Raw genomic sequence first — 20,947 nt, forward strand, 5'->3', positions numbered from 1 at the left:
CGGTGCGACAGGGCAGGCGGCCGGTCCGGCGAGGGCCGACGCCGACGCGGCGACCGCGGTGGGTTCGATCATCGAGCTGGTGGTGGGGCAGGTGGCCCACGGCGGGTTCTGTGTGGCGCGCGCGGGCGGACGGGTCGTGTTCGTCCGCCATGCGCTGCCCGGAGAGCGCGTCCGGGCCCGGGTCACCGACGACTCCCACGACCGCTACTGGCGCGCCGACGCCGTCGACATCCTCACCCCCGCGCCGCAGCGGGTGGCGGCGCCCTGCCCGCATGCCGGTCCCGGCGCCTGCGGGGGCTGCGACTGGCAACACGCCGACCTCGCGGCGCAGCGCCGGGGCAAGGCCGAGGTGATCGCAGAGGCCCTGCGCCGTTTCGGTGGGCTGGACGCCGAGGTCGACCCCGAAGCCCATCCCGGGCCGGTCCTGCCCGGCGCGTCCGCCGTGCCGGTGACGTCCGCCGTGCCGGTGACGTCCGCCGTGCCGGTGACGTCCACCGTGCCTGTGCGAGTGGTCGTCGAGGCGGTGCCCGTCGACGGCGAGGGCGACCCGTCCGGCGGTGGCGGGGCGGGCGGCGGCGCGGACGACGGTCTGGGTTGGCGGACCCGGATGCGCTTCGCCGTCACCGCGCGGGGCGAGATCGGGCTGCGGGCCAGCCGTTCCCACCAGGTGGTCGCCACCCCGGACTGCCGCATCGCCCACCCGCTCGTGGCCGCGGCGCTGGCCGGACGCCGGTTCCCCGGCGCCGACGCGGTCGAGGTCGCCGCGAGTCCCTCCACCGGCCAGGTGGCCGTCGCCGTGCATCCGGCCGGGGTGGCGCCGGCGCCGGGCGAGGTCGTCGAGACGGTGGAGCAGCGGCGGTTCCAGCTCGGGCCGGACGTGTTCTGGCAGGTCCACCCGGGTGCCCCGCGGGTACTGGTCGCCGCCGTGCGCGACGCGTTGCGACCCGGTCCCGGCGAGACCGCGCTCGACCTGTATGCGGGGGCCGGTCTGTTCGCCGCGTTCCTCGCCGTCGACGTCGGTTCCGGCGGCCGCGTGGTCGCGATGGAGTCCGACGCCGCGGCGGTCGCCGCCGCCGCCCGCAGCCTCGCCGACCTGCCCCAGGTCTCGCTGCGCTCGGTGCGGGTGACCCCGGCGACGGTGCGCGGGGTGATCGGCAGCGGACCGACGGCCGGCCGCGTCGACATCGCCGTGCTGGACCCGCCGCGCACGGGGGCGGGGCCCGCCGTGATGGCCGCGCTGCTCGCCCACCACCCGCGTGCCGTCGCGTATGTCGCATGCGACCCGGTCGCCCTGGGCCGGGATCTGGCTGCCGCCTCCGAATCCGGTTACGAGCTGGTCTCACTACGTGCGTTCGACCTGTTTCCGATGACCGCGCACGTCGAATGTGTGGCCCTGTTGAAGCCACGTGTTACCGAACCCGCTGTGACCGAAACCGTACGGCAGGTGGGGGGGACGGTCNCCGCCAGGACCGATCGGTCGGCTCCGCCGCCACCCGGTCGCCCCGGCGTGTCGTCCGCGCGCCACGCCGGGGCGCGCGGTGCGTCTGCGTACCCGCATCCCGACCAATAGTGTGCGAGCCGGGGCTGCATTTTACCGCAAGCAGGTCTATTGCCTCCCCATCCACGAGGAACTCACATGTCGTCAGCCCGTCTGCGAGCGCGCGGGGGAGCTGCGTAGACTTTGCCGGACCCGGACCGATCCCCTTTCGGGAGAGGGAGTTCACGCCGTGTCGCTTCTGTCCACGATCAGCTGTCCCCAGGACGTCAAGCGCCTCGACCATGAGGAGCTCGNCACCCTGGCGGCCGAGATCCGTGATTTCCTCATTCACGCCGTCGCGCGTACCGGAGGCCACCTCGGACCAAATCTCGGTGCCGTCGAGCTGACGCTGGCGATACACCGAGTGTTTGATTCGCCGTTTGACCGCATCCTCTGGGACACCGGCCACCAGTCGTATGTCCACAAGATTCTCACCGGCCGGTCGGGCGATTTCGACGGGCTGCGCCAGCGGGGTGGCCTTTCGGGCTACCCCAGCCGGGCCGAGTCCGAGCACGACATCATCGAGAACTCGCACGCCTCGACCGCGCTGTCCTACGCCGACGGGCTCTCGCGCGCCTATGCGCTGCGCGGGGAGGACCGGGCCGTCGTCGCGGTCGTCGGTGACGGCGCGCTGACCGGCGGCATGTGCTGGGAGGCCCTCAACAACATCGCGGCGGACGACCGTCCCGTCGTCGTCGTCGTCAACGACAACGGTCGGTCCTACGCGCCGACGATCGGCGGCCTCGCCGACCATCTGGCCGCCCTGCGCCTCGCCCCCGAGTACGAGCAGGTCCTCGACGTCGTCAAGCAGGTCCTCGGCCGCACGCCGCTCGTCGGCGCGCCGCTGTTCGACGCGCTGCACGGCATCAAGAAGGGCATCAAGGACGTCGTCCAGCCGCAGGGGATGTTCGAGGACCTCGGGCTGAAGTACGTCGGCCCCGTCGACGGTCACGACGTCGTCGCGGTCGAGTCCGCCCTGCGCCGCGCCCGCAGCTTCGGCGGGCCGGTCATCGTCCACTGCGTCACCCGCAAGGGCTTCGGCTACCCGCCGGCCGAGCAGGACGACGCCGACAACTTCCACGGCGTCGGCGTCATCGACCCGGTCACCGGCAAGCCGGTGTCCACGTCGAAGACGACGAGCTGGACGAACGTCTTCTCCGACGAGATCGTCCAGATCGGCGCCGAGCGGCCCGACGTGGTCACCATGACGGCCGCGATGCTCCAGCCGGTCGGCCTCGGCCCGTTCGCCAAGGCCTACCCCGACCGGGTGTTCGACGTGGGCATCGCCGAGCAGCACGCCGTCACCTCGGCCGCCGGACTCGCGATGGGCGGGCTCAAGCCGGTCGTGTGCCTGTACGCGACGTTCCTCAACCGTGCCTTCGACCAGGTCCTCATGGACGTCGCCCTGCACAGCCAGCCGGTGACGTTCGTGCTCGACCGGGCCGGGGTGACCGGTGAGGACGGCGCGTCGCACAACGGCATGTGGGACATGTCGTTCCTGCAGGTCGTGCCCGGCCTGGCGATCGCCGCCCCCCGGGACGCGCCGTCCCTGCGCGCCGAGCTGCGGGAGGCCGTCGAGACCACCGACAAGCCGACCGTGGTGCGCTTCCCCAAGGGCAAGGTGGCCGCGGACGTGCCGGCGATCGACACCGTCGGCGGGGTGGACGTGCTGTTCCGCTCGCCGGCGGTGGCGCAGCACCGCGAGGTGCTGCTCGTCTCCGTGGGCGCGATGGCCGCCACCTGCCTGGAGGTGGCCCGCCTGGTCGCCAGCCAGGGCATCGGCATCACCGTCGTCGACCCCCGGTGGGTCAAGCCGCTGCCCACCGTGCTGGTGGACCTGGCCCGCGACCACGACCTCGTCGTCACCGTCGAGGACAACGGCCGCGTCGGCGGGGTCGGGTCGTCGCTGGCCCAGTTGCTGCGCGACGCCGACGTCGACGTGCCGCTGCGTGACTTCGGCATCGCCCAGCGCTTCCTCGACCACGGTAAGCGTGACGAGGTCATCGCCGAGGTCGGCCTCGCCCCGCAGGACCTCGCCCGCAAGGTCGTCGAGGCCATCGCGAAGCGCCAGCCCGCGCTGGAGGGCGACCCGGCCGTGGCCGCGGGCCAGGCCTCCCCGGGCGCGCAGCGCAGCGGCGAGCAGGTCGCCGACCAGCACTGATCGTCGCTACCCACCGCTGCTCGCGGATGCGGCGCCCCACCACCGGCACCCCCGGCGGTGGGGCGCCCCCGTCTGCGCGCCGCCCGACGGGGCCGGTGGCGGGGGCCGGCGAGCCGGCGGTCGGGATCCCGGCCTAGGCTGGCCCGGTGGGTCAGCACACCGCGTCGGGCGAGCCGGCGGCCGTCTCCGCTCACCGGTCCGGGCGCGGGGCGCGCTGGTGGCTCGTGCGCGGTGCGCTGGCGGTGGCCCTCGGCCTGCTGGTGGTGGCCCTGGTCAGCCAGTGGAACGACGTGCGGGAGTCGTTCCGCCTGCTCACCGTCGGCAGCGTCGTCGCCTCGGGTATCGCGACCGTCCTCGCCGTCGGGACGACGGTGCTGTCCTGGCGGGCGCTGCTGGCCGGGCTCGGCGCCGAACTGCCGCTGCGGGCGGCGGTACGCATCTTCTTCGTGGGCCAGATCGGGAAGTACATCCCCGGCAGCGTGTGGCCGGTCCTCGCCCAGATGGAGCTTTCCCGCGACTACGGCGTATCCCGGCCGAAGGCGGCCTCGGCGAGCCTGGTCGTGCTGGCCCTCGCCGTGCCCAGCGGGGGCCTCGCCGCCGCCGTGACCCTCCCGTTCGTCTCCGCTGACGCGCTCACGAGCTACTGGTGGGCGCTGGCCGCCGTGCCGGTGTTCGCCGTCGTGCTCTACCCGTCGGTGCTGTCCCGGCTGCTGGCGCTGGGATTCCGGCTGCTGCGCCGCGCGCCGCTCGACGAGCCGCTGACGCTGCGTCCCATCGCCGCCGGCGCCGNCTGGCTGCTGGTCAGCTTCTGCTGGTACGGCCTGGCGACCTGGCTGCTCGTGCGCGATCTCGATCCCGAGGTCGGTGGGGGGCGGCTGCTGCTGCTCTCGGTCGGCGCCTACGCCCTGGCCTGGACCGCCGGCTTCCTGGTGCTGGTCGTTCCGGCCGGCGCGGGCGTCCGTGAGGCGGTGCTCGTGCTCGCGCTCGCGCCCGCCGTCGCGGGCGGTCCCGCCACGCTCGTCGCCCTGGTGGCCCGGCTGCTGGCCACCGTCGCCGACCTGGTGTGGGCCGGCATCGGCGTGGCCCTGCGCGGACGGGGTGTGCCGGGGCCCGGGCCCGGGGCGCTGCCTGAGGAGCCGGCCGCCGATCCTCTGCCGGCGGAGCCGGCCGCCGATCCTCTGCCGGATCCGGTGACGCGCCGCTAGCCTGCGTATCCGATGGAGATCAGACGGCCCCCTTGGAGTGGGGCCGGGGATGTCTCGCGGTGGGAAAACGCACGGTTCACGGGCCCGGACCGCGCGAGACGCACGTAGTCCGTCGCCTGCTCTGGCCACTGGGCCGTCTGGTGTCCCCGTCCGCCCCTGAGATCTCCTCCGCCCCGCCCATCTTGCCCATTTGAGCAGGATGATGTGATGGGTGACGGGGCGACCGGATCGAGAACCGACGGTTCGACCGGCCACGAGGGAGACGCATGAGCGGCCAGGGCAGCGAGAACCCGTCCGGTCGGCGGGAGCCGGGCGCCGAGGACGCCGACCCGGGGGAGACCACCGGGCCTCTGGGCCTCTGGGCCCCGCCCGCGCCGCCCACCGCCCCCTACGCCGCGAGCGCGTCCGCACCGGCCCGCGGCGAGGCGGCCGCGGATCGGCTGGCCGGGCCGCCCCCGCCCCCGGCCGCGCGGGTTCCTCACACGCAGTCGGCGCCGCGGCGCCCGGGCGCCGGGACCGGGACCACTTGGTCCTCGCCCCCCTCCGGCCCCCTGGTCCCGGGCCCCACAGGTCCCGCTCCCATGGACCGGATCACCGCCGGTCCCGCTGCCGGTGGGCCGCCCGGACGGCCGATCCCCGTGGGTGTGGGCGGGCCACCGGTCACAGCCGCTCCCGCGTCGCCGCCCGGCCGACCCGGGCCTGGCGGGCCAGCGTCCCCGCCCCACGGCTGGGGTGGTCCGGTCTGGTCGGGCGGCCCGGTCGGGTCGGGCGGGGTGTGGCCGGAGGGGCCGGCCGGGCCGGGGGGCCCGGTTGGATCGGGGGGGCGGGTCTGGTCGGGCGGCGTGCCGGTCGGGCCATCGGGGGCGCCGCCGCGCCGTGGGCCGGCCCGCTGGCTGATCCCGCTCGTCCTCGTGCTCGCCGTGGCCGTCGGCGCGGGCGGCACCGGCCTCGTCCTGCTCTCCCGGTCCGATGACGGCCCCGCGTCGGCCGTGCGGTCCTATCTCGGCGACGTCCGCGCCGGCCACTACGACGCCGCCTACGACCGGCTGTGCAGTTCGGTCCGGGGCAACCGGTCGTCCACCGAGTACACGATCCTCATGCGGGCGCTTGACGGGATCAGCGGAGGCGTCGCGTCGTTCGCCGTGCGGGGGGTACAGACCCGCCATCCCGCCGCCGCCCAGACGATCCGGGAGGTCCAGGTCGACGTCCGGCGCGGTGACGACCCGGCCAGCCGGGAGTCCTACCAGGTGGGCAGGGAGTCCGGCGGCTACTGCCTGCTCACCCCGGGTGCGCCCTTCACCGCCGGCGCCGGCGGTGGCACCCCGGGCGGGCAGCCGCCGGGACCGTTCGGCGGGTTGCCGGGCGCCCCTGGGAGCGGCACGCCGGGCGGCGGCGGCCTGAGCGGCGGTGGTGCAGGCGGCGGTGGTTCAGGTGGTGGCTCGGGTAGTGGTGGCGGTGGTGACTCGGGTGGTGGCTCCGGCCGCGGCGGCCTGGGTGACGGGAACCCGCCGGCCCGCGTCGCCTGATCCGTCGTCCGCCGACGCGGGGAGGCCGGTGTTCGCCGACGCGGGGAGGTCGGTGGCGTTCCCGAGGGCGAGGCCGCCGCGGCGCGGGAGGGACAGGGCGCAGAGCAGGGCCATGGCGACGGCGATCACGCCCAGCCACAGCGCGGGCCGCGTCCCGTCGATGAACGCCGCCGGCGTGTCGTAGCCGCCGCGGGCGGCGAAGACCGACGACAGCACCGCGATCCCGAGCACCCCGCCGAGTTCGCGCAGCGCGTTGTTGGTACCCGACGCGATGCCCTGCATCGAGGCCGGCACGACCCCGAGCGCGACGGTCGCGATCGGCACGAAGAACAGCGCCATGCCGACGCCGGAGAGCACGAACGGCCCGACCAGGGCCGAGTACGACATGTGCGTGCTGAGGACCAGTGCGATCCAGGAGAGCCCGGCGGCGTTGAGCGCCAGCCCGCCGACCAGCAGCGGCCGTCCGCCGATACGGTCCGACACCGGACCGGCGAGCGGCGCGACGAGCAGCGGCATCGCCGTCCACGGCAGGGTCCGCACGCCGGCCTGNAGCGGCGAGTAGCCGTAGACGTTCTGCAGCGCCTGGGCCAGCAGGAAGATCGAGCCGAACATGCCCATCGAGAACAGCAGCGCGGTGGCGTTCACGGCCGCGAAGCCACGAACGCGGAACAACCCCATCGGCAGCATCGGCGCCCCGCCCCGGNGGGCGACCCGCAGCTCCCAGGCGACGAACGCGGCGACGCCGAGGCCGCCGAGCACCAGGGCGCCGAGCACCGGGGTGCTGGTCCAGCCGTGCCCCTCCCCGCGGACGAGGCCGAACGTGACGCCCAACAGCCCGGCGCTGACCAACGCGGCGCCCGTGAGGTCGAGCCGGGACGAGCGGACCCGCGACTCGGCGAGCGCACGCAGCCCGACGGGCAGCGCGACGAGGCCGATCGGCACGTTGACCCAGAAGATCCACTGCCAGCTGGCGCCCTCGGTGACCGCGCCGCCGATGAGCGGGCCGACCGCCACGGCCAGTCCCGTCATGGCCCCCCAGATGCCGAGGGCGGCCCCCCGGCGCTCCTCGGGCACGGCTGCGGCGAGCAGGGTGAGGGTCAGCGGCAGCACGAAGGCGGCGCCGACACCCTGCACGGCGCGGGCGGTGATGAGGACGCCGATCGACGGCGCGAGCGCGGCACCCGCGCTGCCCAGGGTGAACACGGCGAGACCGGCGAGGAACACCCGCCGACGTCCGAGCCGGTCGCCCAGCGCCGCCCCGGTGAGCAGCAGGACGNCGAACGGCAGGGTGTAGGCGTTCACCGTCCATTCCAGGCCTTCCAGGCCAGCGCCGAGATCCTCGCGGATCTGCGGCAGCGCGGTGGTGACCACCAGGTTGTCCAGGGACACCATGAACGCGGCCAGCGAGGTGACGACGAGGGTCCAGGCGGTGCTGGGGCGTCGAGACACGGCAGTTCTCCTTCCGTCTCTTGTGAGCACTCACTATCTACGGCAGGTAGTAACCAGTCACTACCTTGGGCGTGCGCACCGGGCCGAGNCCCGCCGGAAGCCGGCGTGCCGCGGTCGATCCGGATCAGGTGGTGTGGGGCCCCAGGGCGCCGGGCGCCGGACGGTCGAGGCTGGGTGCGTCGGGCCTCAGGACACTGGCGGCCGAGCCCGGCGGTGCCGCGAGGCAGATCATCTGCGCCCACTGTTCGTCGAGGACGGCGAGGTCCATCGCCGCGATGATGTTGAACAGCATGCCGTAGGCGAAGAACTGCCGGACGTCGTCGACGGNCAGGCCGGTGATGCGGAGCACGGNGTCCCACAGCCGGTGGAATCCGGTGCGGGTCGCGGCCTGGACCTCGGCGTCATAGCAGCCGGAGTAGGCCTGCAACTGGTTCAGCAGGTACGCGGGGTCCGCCAGCAGCTCCTGGTAGGACTCCTTCATCGCGTCCAGCGCGGCCTCGCCGGTCAGCTCGCCGNCGGCCTGCTCGAAGTGTGTGGCGGTCCGGTGGAAGGTGTCGGCGATGACGGCGAGGAACAGCGCCTTCTTCGTCGGGTACAGCCGGAACAGGTACGGCTGGGAGATGCCGGCCCGCAGCGCGATCGACTCCGTCGACGTGCCGGTCAGCCCGCCGTGGGCGAACTCCACGACGGCCGCGGCGAGCACGCTCGCCCGCCGCTGCTCGGCGCTCATCCGCCCGCCGCCCTCTGCCCGCGTCGCCATGCCCCTAAGGTAGTGGCCACTCACTACCTTGTCCAGCATGAGTCGTGCCTCGTCTGTCGACGGCATCGGGCGGACTGCGGCGTCCAGCGGGCCAGTAAGGTGGTCATCACTCGCTGCGTCGTTGTGCCCGACATGGGCCCTGTGGGGCCCGTTGNGGGTGCGGGTGCGGGTGCGGGCGCGGCTGCTCGCTCGCACCGTGAAGGATGGTTGCCCTGTCGACTGATGGACTGGCAATCCAGCCGAGCGCGGCGACTTACGAGTTGGAAGATCTCGTCAACGAGACCTGGCAGGGGCGGGTCCGGGNTCCGCACTTCCAACGTGACTTTCGGTGGGGCAGCCAGGACGTTGTTCGCCTCTTTGACAGCATCATCAAGGGCTATCCGATCGGCAGCATGCTGCTGTGGGTGCGGCAGTCGGGTGCCGAGGCGGTCACCATCGGCAGGATTAAAGTCTCAGNCCCGGCGGGCGAGAATACGCTTTGGGTGGTTGACGGTCAGCAGCGCATCACCAGCATTGCGAACGCTCTACATCCGGAGGGTAATCGCCATGCGCCATTCGCAGTGTACTACGACTTCAAGGAGCAGCGGTTCGTCGATCGCCCCAGGGAGATCGAGGAGCATCATCTGCCACTGCCGGTTCTCTTTGACCTGATCAGACTGCTCGACCGGTTTGCCGACCCTGCCCGTGGCGCGCGTGAGTATTTTCCGGAAGCACAGCGCATAGCCAAGGTGCTTCGCACCTACAAGATCCCGGCCTATCTTGTCNGGCAAGATGACGAGAAGATCCTGACCGACATCCTCGACCGGATGAACAACTACGGGAAGCGGTTGAGTCGGGCCGAGATATTCTCGGCGCTGTTCGCCGGCCCCGTGGAGGGGGCGGCGGAGCGGCTGTCGCTCGCACGCATCGCTGAACGGGTCGACGCGGAGACCGGTTTCGGTCTGATCGACGCGAACACGGTGCTGCACTCGATTCTCGCCCGTCGGGGCCCGGATCCGATGCGCGATATCCGAAACGAATTCTCTCCGGACAACCGCCGGACCGCCGACTTCTCCGACGAGTCGCAGGAGGCGGCGTACGCAGAGGGGGAGGCGGCGCAGGTGCGGGCGGTGCGTTTCCTCCAGGACGACGCCGGTGTGCCACATCTTTCGCTGCTGACCTATCGCGCGCTACTCGTGGTACTCGTCCGTTTCTTCGGCCACTTCCCCGATACGGGGATTGGAACCGCCAGCTCCTTCGTCGATTCTACTGGCGGGCGGCCGTCAGCGGGCCGAGAGTGTTCAAGGGCAGCTTCACGCAGATGAGTAGAATCCTTTGTGCCGTCGTGAAGCCCGGCCGGGAAGAGGAATCCGTTCAGGGGCTCACCAAGTCGATGGAATCCTCGGTGTGGTCTCTTCCGAACGCGCGGCGTTTCCGGACGAACGAGGCGGTAGGGAAGATCATACTCTGCTCTTGGTGGGCACTGGGGCCGAGGTCGCCATTGACGGGCGAGCGGCTGGGGGCCGGTGATCTCTCGGAGCTGCTGAACGATCAGTCGACGGCGGCCATCTCCGTGCACAGAATCTATCGGCGCGGTGTGCCCAAGCGGCAGCAGTTCTGGGCGGCGAATCGGCTTTTCGTCCCGGACGCGGCGGAATCGGTCGCCAGCTTTCTTGAGTCGGTGACCTCGCCGTCCGTCCTCGTCGACGAGCGGGACCGTGCGGAGGTCCTTCGGTCCTACTGTCTGAGCGATGACCTGATTGAACTGTTCAACTCTGGGCGGCGCGAAGAGTTTCTGGATGTCCGACAGGCCGCGATCGATGTCGGNCTCAATGCATTCATCGATCGAATGGCGCAATGGGAGTTCGAGGACACCCCTTCCCTCGACTCCCTCGCGTTGGACGAGCTGGACTCCCTCGAACTGGAAGAATCGGACGAGTAGACCAGTGTCTNCGACTGAGCATCACTACGCGGTACTGCTGCACAGGGGACACATCGGTGTCCTGCGGCAACGCGGGGACCACACGATGTTCACCTTCACCGAGGAGTATCTGGCCGACGAGTCCCGTCCCGTACTCGGGCTCCGATTCGAGGAGGATCTCCGCGGTCCGTATGCGGCCGCGCTGCGCCTGCCGCGGTGGTTCTCGAACCTGCTGCCTGAGGGTCCCCCACGCGAGTGGATCGCGGCGGACCGGGATGTCGCGCTCGACCGGGAGATGGAACTGCTCGCCCAGGTCGGGCATGACCTCCCCGGGGCCGTCCAGGTTGTCCCGATGGAATCCGTCGCGGAGGCCCTCGAATGGCCTGCTGAGCGCTTGGACAGATCGAGCGGATTCTTTTCCGCGGCCACGGTGTCGCCGTGGCGGTTCTCGCTTGCCGGGGTCGCGCTGAAGTTCTCGATGCTGGCCACTGGTGATCGCCTCACCGTGCCGGCCGTGGGCGAGCACGGGGACTGGCTGGTGAAGTTCCCCGACCAGCGGTTTGGAGACGTGCCGCTGAACGAATTCGTGATGATGTCGCTCGCCGCCGAGGTCGGGCTCGACGTACCCGAGGTCCGGCTCGTCCACCGGGACGATCTTCAGGGCCTGCCGTCCCGGATGTGGCCGAACTCCGAGGAATGGGCGTACGCGGTTCGCCGTTTCGACCGACACGGCGAAGGGGATCGGACGGCGATTCACATTGAGGACTTCGNCCAGGTGCGGGACAAGTATCCGGACGCGAAGTACGAGGGCACGTTCGAAACGGTGGCGGCGCTGGCCTATCGCGGCCGGTCTTGATCGCCGATTGACCGGGGCGGATCTGCAGGCAGTCGCGTCCGCGGTGGGCGAGAGGCTCCCGGCGGCGTGGGAGCACGATCGGGATGCCTTCGCCCGCAGTACCGCGCTCGGTGGTGACATCGGCAACTGGATCGACCGGACGCGGACGGTGCTGCACTCAGCCCGGTAGCCGTTGGGATCAGCGGGGCGGGGTGGCGACGCCGGGCGGGGCGAAGCGTTCGCCGGTGACGGCCTCGCTGATGCCGGTGCGGTCCAGGTAGGGGGTGATCCCGCCGAGGTGGAACGGCCAGCCGGCGCCGAGGATCATGCACAGGTCGATGTCGGCGGCCTCGGCGACGACCTTCTCGGCGAGCATGAGGTGGATCTCCTCGGCGAGTGCCCGCAGGGCGGCCTCGCGCACCTCGGCGGGCGTGGGCGGCTGCGCCTGGGCGTCCGCGCGCAGTGCCGCGGCGGCCTCGGGGTCGACGATCTGGGTGCCGTCCGGGCCGGTGGTGTAGACCGAGCCCCGGCCCGCCTCGACCAGCCGGGCGAGGCTCGTCGGCGCCCGGAACCGGTCCGGGAAGGTGGCGTGCAGGTTCTGCGCGACGTGCAGGGCCACCGCCGGGCCGACCAGCGACAGCAGGACGAGCGGCGACATCGGCAGCCCCAGGGGATCCAGGGCGTGGTCGACCTGGTCAATCGGGGCGCCCCGCTCGGCGGCGCCGAGCACCTCGCCGAGGAAGCGGGTGAGCAGCCGGTTCACGACGAACGCCGGCGCGTCCGCGACGAGCACCGCGTCCTTCTTCAGGTTCCTGGCGACCGCGAGCGTCGTCGCGATCGTCGCGTCGTCCGTGCGAACGGCCCGGACCACCTCGACGAGCGGCAGCACGGACACCGGGTTGAAGAAGTGCAGGCCGGCAACCCGTTCGGGATGCTCCAGGTGCGTGGCCATCTCGGTGACCGACAGCGCCGAGGTGTTCGTCAGCAGCACCGCGGTGGGCGCCACCACGGCCTCCAGCTCGGCGAACACCGCCTGCTTGACGGCCAGGTCCTCGAAGACCGCCTCGATGACCAGGTCGGCGTCGGCGAAGGCGTCCTTAGTCAGCGAGCCGGTGACGTTGGCCTTGTACCGGTTGGCCTGGTCGGCGGAGATCCGGTGGCGTAGCAGCAGGTTGTCGATCTCGCGGTGGACGTTCGCGACGCCGGCGTCGAGGCGCTCGGCGTCGATGTCGGTGAGCACGACCGGCACCTCCAGCCGGTGCGCGAACACGAGCGCGAGCTGGGCGGCCATCAGCCCGGCGCCGACGACCCCGACCTTGGTGACCGGGCGGGCCAGCGCCGGATCCGGGCCGCCGACCGGCCGCTTCGCCCGCTTCTGGACCAGGTCGAACGCATACAGCCCGGCGGCGAGCTCACCGCTGACCGACAGGTCGGCCAGCGCCTGGGTCTCGGCGGCGAAACCGCTGGCGCGATCAGCGGTCTCGGCGAGCTCGATCAGATCGAGAGCCCGGTAGGCGGCCGGCGCGGCGCCGTGCAGCCGGGCGTCGGCGAGCGCCCGGCCGCGGGCGACGGCCTCGGCCCAGGCGGCGCCCCGCGGCACCGGGTGGCGCTCGGCGACCGGGTCGATCTCCCCGCGCAGCACCCGGCCCACCCAGGCCAGCGCCTCCTCCAGGAAGTCGGCCGGCGCCAGCAGCACGTCCCCGATGCCCAGCTCGAACGCCTGCGGCCCGCGCAGGGTCCGGTTCTGGCTGAGCGCGTTGTCGACGATGACGGACACCGCCGCCTCGGCGCCGATCAGGTTCGGCAGCAGCTGGGTGCCGCCCCAGGCCGGCACCAGGCCGAGGAACACCTCCGGGAAGGCGAGCGCGGGAATCCCGGCGGACAGCGCCCGGTAGTCGCAGTGCAGCGCCAGCTCCAGGCCGCCGCCCAGCGCCGCCCCGTTGACCAGCGCGAAGGTCGGGACCCTGCGCCCGCCGAGGCGACCGGAGCCGAGCCGGGCGAAGGCGTCGTGCCCGAGCCGGCCGAGCGCGTCCAGTGACGGGCGCAGCCGGTCCGCCTCGGTGATCGACGACCGGAAGCCCAGGTCCGCCCCGACGCTGAAGATGAACGGCTTGCCGGTCACGGCGATCGCGGCGACCGGGGGATCGTGCGCCTCGATCTCGTCGACGGCGGCGAGCAGCCGGCGCAGCCCGGCCGGGCCGAAGGTGCTCGGCCGGGTGTGGTCGTGGCCGTTGTCGAGGGTGACGAGGGCGACCGGGCCGGCCACCCCGGGCAGCGTCACGTACCGGACGTGCGCGGCCGTGACGACCTCGTCCGGGTAGTCCAGGGTCACCTCGTCGATCGTCATGCCGCCCTCTCCTGGGATGGGATCTCGCGCAACGCCCGGTCAGCTCGCCGCCGCGGTGGCGGCGTCGTGGTGGGGGTTCGCCCAGATCGTGGTGGCCCCCATGCCCAGACCCACGCACATCGCCGTCATGCCGTAGCGCACCTCGGGATGCTCGGCGAACTGCCGGGCGAGCTGGGTCATCAGCCGCACCCCNCTGGAGGCCAGCGGATGGCCCAGCGCGATCGCCCCGCCGTACTGGTTGACCCGGGGGTCGTCGTCGGCGATGCCGAAGTGGTCGAGGAAGGCCAGGACCTGCACGGCGAACGCCTCGTTCAGCTCGAACAGCCCGATGTCGTCGATCGTCAGGCCGGTGCGGGCGAGCGCCTTCTCCGTCGACGGGATGGGGCCGACGCCCATGACCTCCGGCGCGACCCCGGCGAAGCCGTAGCCGACCAGCGTCATCCGCGCCGGCAGCCCCAGCTCCGCGGCCACCTCGGCGGCCGCGAGCAGGCACCCGGTGGCGCCGTCGTTGATGCCGGCGGAGTTGCCCGCCGTGACCCGGCCGTGCGGCCGGAACGGGGTGCGCAGCCCCGCCAGCCCGTCGAGGGTCGTCGTCGGGCGCGGCGGCTCGTCGGCGGTGACCAGCTCCCAGCCGCTGTCGGCGTGGCGGGCGGCCATCGGGACCAGATCGGGCTGGATCTGGCCGTTCGCGTACGCCTTGGCGACCTTCTCCTGGGAGGCCAGGGCGTAGGCGTCCGCCCGCTGCCGGGTGATCGCCGGGAAGCGGTCGTGGACGTTCTCCGCCGTCAGTCCCATGATCAGCGCGGACGGGTCGACCAGCCGCTCGGCGACGAACCGCGGGTTGAGGTCGGCGCCCTCGCCCATCGGATGGCGGCCCATGTGCTCCACCCCGCCGGCGACGGCGACGTCGTAGGCGCCCACGGCGATCGACGACGCCGTGGTGGTCACCGCGGTCACGGCCCCGGCGCACATCCGGTCGACGGCGTAGCCGGGCACCGACTCCGGCAGCCCCGCCAGCACGCCGGCGATCCGGCCNATCGTCAGGCCCTGGTCGCCGATCTGGGTGGTGGCCNCGACCGCCACCTCGTCGATGNGCTCGGGCGGCAGGGACGGGTTGCGCCGCAGCAGCTCCCGGATCACGCGGACGATCAGGTCGTCGGCCCGGGTCTCGGCGTACACGCCCTTGGCCTTGCCGAACGGCGTGCGGACGCCGTCGACGAAGACCACGTCACGGACCGAACCGCGGGCTGAACCGAACACGGTGGCCTCCCCACCGGCGGCTCGCGGCCGTCGGCACCTCGCGTGGGACACCGACTGCCCGCGCCGGCCCGACGGGACCGTGCGGACGGTCAGCACCGGCGCGGACACCGCCGGCACCGGTTAGCCTACGGCAGCGGTTACCGGCCGGTAGGACACTCGTCCCGTCTGCCCCCGGTGTCGCGTCGAGGCGGGTACGGCGCGCCGCACCAGCCCCGGCCCCGGGCCCCGCGGGTGCCGGGGGAGTCCGGTGCCTGGCTGGTTACCGCTCGTGGGTGGGGGCGGTGGGGGCGCCACCCGGCGGGCCCGAGGCCGGGCCCGACCCGGCGGACGGCTTCGCCGCGCCGCCGCCCGGCGCGGCAGCGTCGGTGGGACCGCCGCCCGCCGGAGCCGCGCCGACGGAGGAAGCACCGCCGCCGTCCGACGACGTCGCGCCGACCGGAGAGCCGGCGGTGGCCCGGCCGGCCGCCCCGCGCACCGACCGGCCGGTGCCCGCGCGTCCACCGCGGGAACGAGGGCGATCCGCGCCGCCGGCTCCCCCGGACCCGCCGCCGCGGCCCGCCCGCCGCCCGGCACGCTCGGGCGCGGGCGGGGCGGCCTCGTCGACCGGGTCGGGTTCAGGGTCGACGAGCGCGGAGCTCAGGGCCGCACGGGTCAGCTCCCGCTGCCAGGCGCGGGCGCCGCTGGCGCGCAGCGTCTCCTCCACTGCCGACTCGGTCGGCGGGTCGGGCGGGGACCAGGCGATCCGGCGGGACAGCGCGGGTTCGAGCAGGTTCTCCACCGGCATGGTGTACGTGGCGGCGAGAGCGGACAGCTCCGCCCGCACGCGGGCAAGCCGGGCGGCGGCCACCGGATCGCGCTCGGCCCACCGGTTGGGCGGGGGCAGGCCGTCGCCGCTGGGGCCGGCCGGNGCCGGCAGCTCGTCCTCGGGCAGCGCCGCGGCGCTGCGCAACGCGTCCAGCCAGGTGCTCGCGGTCCGCCGGATCCGCGGCCCGGAGAAGATGGGCAGGCGGATCAGCGCCGCGGTGTCGGCGGGGGCGTTGAGGACCGCGTCCATGATCGCGCTGTCCGGCAGGACCCGACCGGGGGCGACGTCACGCGTCCGGGCCATCCGGTCCCGGGCGGTCCACATGGCGCGCACCGCCGCGAGCTGGCGCCGGGACCGCGCCCGGTGGATGCCGCTGGTCCGCCGCCACGGTTCGGCGCGGGGTTCCCGGGGCGGCGCCGCGACGATCGCGGCGAACTCCTGCCGGGCGAACTCGAGCTTGTCCTGCTCGATGAGCTCGGCCTCGAGCGCGTCGCGCAGCTCCACCAGCAGCTCGACGTCGAGCGCCGCATAGCGCAGCCAGGGCTCGGGCAGCGGCCGGGTCGACCAGTCCGCCGCGGAGTGGCCCTTCTCCAGGCCGTAGCCGAGCACCCGCTCGACCATCATGCCGAGGCCGACCCGCTCGTAGCCCAGCAGCCGGCCGGCGAGCTCGGTGTCGAACAGCAGGGCCGGGCGCAGCCCGAGCTCGGCCAGGCAGGGCAGGTCCTGGCTGGCGGCGTGCAACACCCATTCGGCGTCACCCACCGCCTCCTGGATGACGGTGAGGTCACCCAGCGGGACCGGGTCGATCAGCAGCGAACCGGCCCCCCGCCGGCGGATCTGGACGAGGTAGGCGCGCTGGCTGTAGCGGTAGCCGGACGCCCGCTCGGCGTCGAAGGCGACCGGACCCGTCCCGGCCGCGAGCCGAACGGCCGCGGCGGCGAGCGCTGCGGCGTCGACGATGACCGGTGGGACGCCGTCCACAGGAGCGAGCAGCGGGATGGGCTCGCGGGCGCTGGTGCTGGGCTCTCCCTCCACCTTTGCGCTTACACCCCCGCTGACCTGCTGTGTTGGTTCAGGAACCGTCGACGTCACGATCGGCGATCGTACGTCTGAATCCTCGCGGAGGCAGCCGCGCTGTTCAGCGAATCACGCTAATTATACGCATCGTGACACCGCCACCGGGTAGGGTGGCCGGCTCCCGAGCCGAACGGGGTAGCGCGAATCCCCTGGCTGTGGTCCCGCGGCGGGGCCGCGACCGGCGGATTCAGCTCCGGCGCTGGGGCAGCGGCACGACGCCGGACAGTGCCGGTGGCAGGCCGGCCATGGCGGCCAGCAGGTCGCCGAAGGCCAGCAGGTGGGCCGCCGCCCCGGCGGGACTCCAGGCAGGTCGAGCCGGCTCCGGGCCGTGCGGGCCCGCGGCGCCCGGGCCGGCGCCGAGCGCGGTCTCGGCCCAGTCGGGCGACCAGGAGCAGCGCAGCTCGACGTCGAAGCTGTCCCCCTCGGCCCGCAGCAGGCCGAACCGCCGCGACGAGGTCGTCGTCACCGCGCCGCCGAGCGCACGGACCTGCGCGCCGTGCGCGTCGAGGGACTCCCGCAGCCACGACCAGGCCACGTCGGCCAGCAACGGATCGGTGGCGATCTCCGGGTCGACACTCGCCCGGGCGTAGCAGACGATGCGGGCGCTGCCCTGCCAGGCCGGCTGTCCCTCCGGATCCATCAGGACGATCAGCCGGCCGGCGGCGAGGTCGGCGGCGTCGCCGGTCAGTCCGCCGGCGAGCGCGAAGGCGTGGGGCGCGAGCCGGGTCGGCGCGGCGACCTCGTGCACGCTGATCTCCGGTCGCAGCCGCGCGATCCCGTCGCGCAGGGCGTCGGTGCTGGCGAGAAAGATCGGCGGGCTCGCCTCGTACGACTGCGCCGCCCCCATGACGGCAACGTTAGGACGTCGACCTTGATCGCGCTGGGTAGACGCCGGAGCGTGGGGCTTCGACCCCGTTGCGTGCGGACGGACGCCGATGAGGCGATGGCCGGAACGGTGCGCCGTGTCCCGCAGGACCGGAACCTCCCGGGGCCCGGGGACCGCCTCCGCCGCGGCGGGCTCGCCGAAGGGTGCGGGACGGCCCGCGGCGGCGCCGTAGTCGGGACGCGGGGCGGGACTGTGCAGACTCACGCCGGGATCCGGGCGGCGGCGCGCTCGCGGCCGCGATGATCCCGCGCCCCGGCGCCGGCCTCCCGGCCCGCTCGCGGGTGCGCCGCCGACCTGGCCGCCGGGACCTGCCCTCCGGCCGGGGCCTGCGCCCCGAGCGGGACCGGTCCCAGGAGTACCGCCGCACCGCACTCGGTGCAGGCCCACTCCGGGCAGTCCGCCCCGTGCCCGTCGGCGCACGGCGGCTGCTCGAACGGCCGCTCGTCACCGCATTCTGTGCAGGTCAGAACGATGAGATCGTCGGCGCCCACCCGGACCAGTTCCACTCGAACACCACTCCCCGCGCACGGCTGCTGCGTGTTGCGTCCCCTCGGATGCGGTGGGCGCTGCACCACGGATCCCGCGCCCCCGCGACTGCCGGCCGAGGGGGAACGCGGACGACGCGCACCCTCTGCCCTCATTCCGACCGGACTGACGGTGCCACGGGACGGACAGATGTCCGCGCATTCCCTCCGGCGTGTCGCGTGCGCCCGTCTCGAGGGGGTGTGGGCGGGAGATCCCTGGTCGCGCGACTCGCCCCGCTTGGGTGCGCAGCGCGCAGCCGCGCGGGGCAGCCGCGCCCGGGGCGTCAGCTCCGGCGGGCGGCGGGTCGGGAGACGGGCCGCGAGCCCGGACCGGCCGGCGGGGTCGTGCCGCCCGCGAGGCCGGCGTCACCGCGCAGCCAGTGCCGTTCCACGAAGAACGGTGCCACCGGCAGCACGGAGGCGNTCAGGGCCAGCACGGTGCGCCGGCGGGGCCAGCGCCCGGCGAACGCCAGGTAGCCGATGAGTGCGCAGTAGGCGAGAAAGAGCGTGCCGTGGATCGGGCCGAGGATCTTCACCCCCTGGGGATGGTCGGCGCCGTACTTGATCCCCGTGGCGATGAGCAGCAGGAGGAACGACGTCGCCTCGGCGAACGAGACGGCGCGGNCCGCGGTCAGGACGCGGGATCCGCCGTGCGGGGCCTGATCGGTCATCTCAAGTCCTCAATCGTCGTGGCGGTCGGACGGTCGTCATGGCGAGATCGTGACCATCGCCGGACCTGAGGTGCCGCCCGGACACGCCGGCCGCTCACCTGGGCGGACAGCGGATTTCGTCACATCCGAGTGGTCTGCGGTCGGCCTGGTCAGCCCGGCTGTTCGGGCTGGTCCGGACCGGCGGGCACCGGCTGGACCAGCAACTTCTTCTACTGAAAGTAGAAGATAGCTGACGCCGGAGGACCCGATCGGCCCGGACCGTGACCACCCCGACGCCGGTCATCACCCGCCCGTGCCGATCGGAGTGACCCCGGTCGCACCGGCACAGGTGCGGCGGGCATGCAACGATCGAGGCATGTCTGTCGTCCACATCGACGCCGGGCCCGGGTCCGGGTCGGCCAGCGTCCAGACCGCGCCGAGCGGCGTCGCGGTCGCCTCGGCGCGGGTCGCGCCCTCGCGGGACGGCGACACCCTCCACCGCCCCGGTCGGCTCGCCTCGGCCACCGGCCTCCCGCTCACCGACGCCGCCCTGCGGGCCGGTGCCGCGGACCCGTGTGCCGAGGCGGCCGATCCGCGCGCCGGCGTCGCACCCCGTTGCGCCGCCGCGCGCTCGGCGGACGCGCGCCGGCCCGGCCTCGCCAGCACCGCCCCGTTCCTGCGGGCCTGTCGACGGGACCAGCCCGAGACCACCCCCGTCTGGTTCATGCGCCAGGCCGGTCGCGTCCTGCCCGAGTACCGGGCGCTGCGCGCCGACGTGCCGATGCTCGACTCGTGCCGCGACCCCGCGATGATCACCGAGATCACCATGCAGCCGGTGCGTCGCTTCCGGCCGGACGCGGCGATCTTCTTCTCCGACATCGTCGTGCCGCTGGTGGCGATCGGGCTCGACATCGACATCGTCGCCGGGGTCGGGCCGGTCGTCGCGGAGCCGGTGCGCGACTCCGCCCGGCTCGCGGCACTGCGTGCGCTCGAACCGGACGACGTCCCCTACGTCACGCAGGCGGTCCGCGACCTGCTCGGCGAGCTCGGCGGCACCCCGCTGATCGGTTTCGCGGGCGCGCCGTTCACCCTGGCCAGCTACCTCGTCGAGGGCGGCCCGAGCCGCAACCACCTGCGTACCAAGGCGATGATGTACGGCGAGCCGGAGCTCTGGCACGAGCTGCTCGACCGGCTGGCCACCATCACCACCGCCTTCCTGCGGGTCCAGGTCGACGCCGGCGTCGACGCGGTGCAGCTGTTCGACTCCTGGGCCGGTGCGCTCAGCGAGGACGACTACCGGCGTTACGTCGCACCGCACAGCGCGCGCGTGCTGGCGGCCTTCGCCGGCGAGGTGCCGCGTATCCACTTCGGCGTCAACACCGGCGAGCTGCTCGCCGCCATGGGCCAGGTGGGTGCCGACGTCGTCGGGGTCGACTGGCGGGTTCCCCTCGACGAGGCCGCGCGCCGGATCGGGCCGGGCCGGGCGGTGCAGGGCAACCTCGACCCGGCGGCGGTGTTCGCGCCCGAGCCCGTGCTCGCCGCCAAGGTCGGCGACGTCCTGGCCCGCGGCGCGAAGGCGGAGGGGCACGTGTTCAACCTCGGCCACGGCGTCCTGCCGGAGACCGACCCGGGCGTGCTCGCGCACATCGTCGACCTCGTCCACGCCGGTTGATCCGGCCGGCGACCGACGGCCGGTTACAGCTCCACCACCATCGGGGCCCGGTCCGCCACCACAGCGTGATCCGCCGCCGGGACGCGNCCCGCCTGCGGGCGGGCGCGACGCGATGGTGAATCCTGGTGGAACGGCACCACTCATCGTGAAGGGCGGCAGGAACGTGCGGGTTGTCATCGTCGGTGGGGGAGTCGCCGGGCTCGCCGCGGCCCATGCCCTGTCCGGCCACGCCGAGGTGACCGTCCTGGACGCGGGGGAGCGCGTCGGCGGCAAGCTGCGCACCACCCCGATCGAGGGGATGGACGTCGAGGAGGGCGCCGAGTCGTTCCTCGCTCGCGTCCCCGACGGTCTGN

11 protein-coding genes and 16 pseudogenes are annotated in these 20,947 nt (G+C 73.5%); 12 read left to right on the forward strand and 15 right to left on the reverse strand.

What is annotated here, in order from left to right:
- Window positions 1–58 precede the first annotated feature (58 nt).
- From UK94_RS22095 to UK94_RS61580, 6 genes and pseudogenes are all read left to right on the forward strand, one after another.
- On the forward strand, window positions 59–1,459 hold a 1,401-nt coding region (locus UK94_RS22095; protein ID WP_235489185.1), incomplete at its 3' end, for a class I SAM-dependent RNA methyltransferase.
- A gap of 268 nt (window positions 1,460–1,727) precedes the next feature.
- Window positions 1,728–1,791: hypothetical protein (locus UK94_RS74670; RefSeq protein WP_268761554.1), on the forward strand; the 64-nt coding region annotated here is incomplete at its 3' end.
- A gap of 1 nt (window position 1,792) precedes the next feature.
- Window positions 1,793–3,698: pseudogene (gene dxs, locus UK94_RS22100) on the forward strand (1-deoxy-D-xylulose-5-phosphate synthase); the annotation flags it as partial.
- Window positions 3,699–3,844: 146 nt separating this feature from the next.
- Window positions 3,845–4,487: lysylphosphatidylglycerol synthase domain-containing protein (locus tag UK94_RS61570; protein WP_235489187.1), on the forward strand; the 643-nt coding region annotated here is incomplete at its 3' end.
- A 1-nt stretch (window position 4,488) separates the two neighbouring features.
- Window positions 4,489–4,903: pseudogene (locus tag UK94_RS61575) on the forward strand (UPF0104 family protein); the annotation flags it as partial.
- Window positions 4,904–5,745: 842 nt separating this feature from the next.
- Complete coding sequence (locus UK94_RS61580) at window positions 5,746–6,429, forward strand: hypothetical protein (protein WP_235489190.1); 684 nt, start codon at window positions 5,746–5,748, stop codon at window positions 6,427–6,429.
- On the opposite strand, the gene UK94_RS61585 is transcribed toward UK94_RS61580, so the two are convergent.
- The 5 genes and pseudogenes from UK94_RS61585 to UK94_RS61605 all read right to left on the reverse strand — a co-directional run.
- A partial coding sequence (locus UK94_RS61585; protein ID WP_235489191.1) for an MFS transporter occupies window positions 6,331–6,978 on the reverse strand: 648 nt, incomplete at its 5' end. The genes UK94_RS61580 and UK94_RS61585 overlap by 99 nt on opposite strands.
- Before the next feature lies 1 nt (window position 6,979).
- Window positions 6,980–7,132, reverse strand: a pseudogene (locus UK94_RS61590) (MFS transporter); the annotation flags it as partial.
- Between the two features lies 1 nt (window position 7,133).
- A pseudogene (locus UK94_RS61595) lies at window positions 7,134–7,705 on the reverse strand (MFS transporter); the annotation flags it as partial.
- A 1-nt stretch (window position 7,706) separates the two neighbouring features.
- Window positions 7,707–7,878: pseudogene (locus UK94_RS61600) on the reverse strand (MFS transporter); the annotation flags it as partial.
- Between the two features lie 516 nt (window positions 7,879–8,394).
- A pseudogene (locus UK94_RS61605) lies at window positions 8,395–8,704 on the reverse strand (TetR family transcriptional regulator); the annotation flags it as partial.
- Window positions 8,705–8,942: 238 nt separating this feature from the next.
- Between UK94_RS61605 and UK94_RS61610 the strand changes: the two are divergent.
- From UK94_RS61610 to UK94_RS22135, 4 genes and pseudogenes are all read left to right on the forward strand, one after another.
- Window positions 8,943–9,094, forward strand: a pseudogene (locus tag UK94_RS61610) (DUF262 domain-containing protein); the annotation flags it as partial.
- A gap of 1 nt (window position 9,095) precedes the next feature.
- Window positions 9,096–9,402: pseudogene (locus UK94_RS61615) on the forward strand (DUF262 domain-containing protein); the annotation flags it as partial.
- A 1-nt stretch (window position 9,403) separates the two neighbouring features.
- Window positions 9,404–9,942: pseudogene (locus UK94_RS61620) on the forward strand (hypothetical protein); the annotation flags it as partial.
- A 702-nt stretch (window positions 9,943–10,644) separates the two neighbouring features.
- Window positions 10,645–11,308, forward strand: a 664-nt coding sequence (locus UK94_RS22135) for a HipA domain-containing protein (protein WP_235489195.1), incomplete at its 3' end; no start/stop codon positions are given.
- A 264-nt stretch (window positions 11,309–11,572) separates the two neighbouring features.
- On the opposite strand, the gene UK94_RS22140 is transcribed toward UK94_RS22135, so the two are convergent.
- The 10 genes and pseudogenes from UK94_RS22140 to UK94_RS61660 all read right to left on the reverse strand — a co-directional run.
- Window positions 11,573–13,720, reverse strand: a complete 2,148-nt coding sequence (locus tag UK94_RS22140) for a 3-hydroxyacyl-CoA dehydrogenase NAD-binding domain-containing protein (RefSeq protein ID WP_055751373.1) — start codon at window positions 13,718–13,720, stop codon at window positions 11,573–11,575.
- A 39-nt stretch (window positions 13,721–13,759) separates the two neighbouring features.
- A pseudogene (locus UK94_RS61625) lies at window positions 13,760–13,912 on the reverse strand (acetyl-CoA C-acyltransferase); the annotation flags it as partial.
- A gap of 1 nt (window position 13,913) precedes the next feature.
- A pseudogene (locus tag UK94_RS22145) lies at window positions 13,914–14,755 on the reverse strand (thiolase family protein); the annotation flags it as partial.
- A 59-nt stretch (window positions 14,756–14,814) separates the two neighbouring features.
- Window positions 14,815–14,980: pseudogene (locus tag UK94_RS61640) on the reverse strand (acetyl-CoA C-acyltransferase); the annotation flags it as partial.
- Between the two features lie 259 nt (window positions 14,981–15,239).
- Window positions 15,240–15,887, reverse strand: a pseudogene (locus tag UK94_RS61645) (ribonuclease D); the annotation flags it as partial.
- A gap of 1 nt (window position 15,888) precedes the next feature.
- A pseudogene (locus tag UK94_RS61650) lies at window positions 15,889–16,820 on the reverse strand (HRDC domain-containing protein); the annotation flags it as partial.
- 229 nt (window positions 16,821–17,049) lie between these two features.
- The gene (locus tag UK94_RS22155; RefSeq protein ID WP_041939052.1) at window positions 17,050–17,709 is read right to left on the reverse strand and encodes a DUF3000 domain-containing protein; all 660 of its coding nucleotides are present in this window, start codon (window positions 17,707–17,709) and stop codon (window positions 17,050–17,052) included.
- A gap of 239 nt (window positions 17,710–17,948) precedes the next feature.
- Complete coding sequence (locus tag UK94_RS22160) at window positions 17,949–18,254, reverse strand: hypothetical protein (RefSeq protein WP_041939053.1); 306 nt, start codon at window positions 18,252–18,254, stop codon at window positions 17,949–17,951.
- A 302-nt stretch (window positions 18,255–18,556) separates the two neighbouring features.
- Window positions 18,557–18,695 (reverse strand): annotated as a pseudogene (locus tag UK94_RS61655) (DUF3817 domain-containing protein); the annotation flags it as partial.
- Between the two features lies 1 nt (window position 18,696).
- Window positions 18,697–18,896 (reverse strand): annotated as a pseudogene (locus tag UK94_RS61660) (DUF3817 domain-containing protein); the annotation flags it as partial.
- Between the two features lie 402 nt (window positions 18,897–19,298).
- On the opposite strand from UK94_RS61660, the gene hemE reads away from it, so the two are divergent.
- Together hemE and UK94_RS61665 are read left to right on the forward strand one after the other, a co-directional pair.
- Window positions 19,299–20,594 carry a uroporphyrinogen decarboxylase gene (gene hemE / locus UK94_RS22170; RefSeq protein ID WP_231861588.1) on the forward strand — a complete coding sequence of 432 codons (1,296 nt, stop codon included), beginning with the start codon at window positions 19,299–19,301 and terminating at the stop codon, window positions 20,592–20,594.
- Window positions 20,595–20,757: 163 nt separating this feature from the next.
- Window positions 20,758–20,946, forward strand: a 189-nt coding sequence (locus UK94_RS61665; RefSeq protein ID WP_235489197.1) for an FAD-dependent oxidoreductase, incomplete at its 3' end; no start/stop codon positions are given.
- Window position 20,947: the final 1 nt, after the last annotated feature.

It is taken from the genome of Frankia sp. AvcI1 (assembly GCF_001420875.1).
GTDB classification, from domain to species: Bacteria; Actinomycetota; Actinomycetes; order Frankiales; family Frankiaceae; genus Frankia; species Frankia alni.

Coding starts and splice junctions, on each gene's coding strand:
- hemE (WP_231861588.1), top strand. CDS start 19,299: ATGTCTGTCGTCCACATCGACGCCGGGCCCGGGTCCGGGTCGGCCAGC.
- UK94_RS22140 (WP_055751373.1), bottom strand. CDS start 13,720: ATGACGATCGACGAGGTGACCCTGGACTACCCGGACGAGGTCGTCACG.
- UK94_RS22155 (WP_041939052.1), bottom strand. CDS start 17,709: ATGGGGGCGGCGCAGTCGTACGAGGCGAGCCCGCCGATCTTTCTCGCC.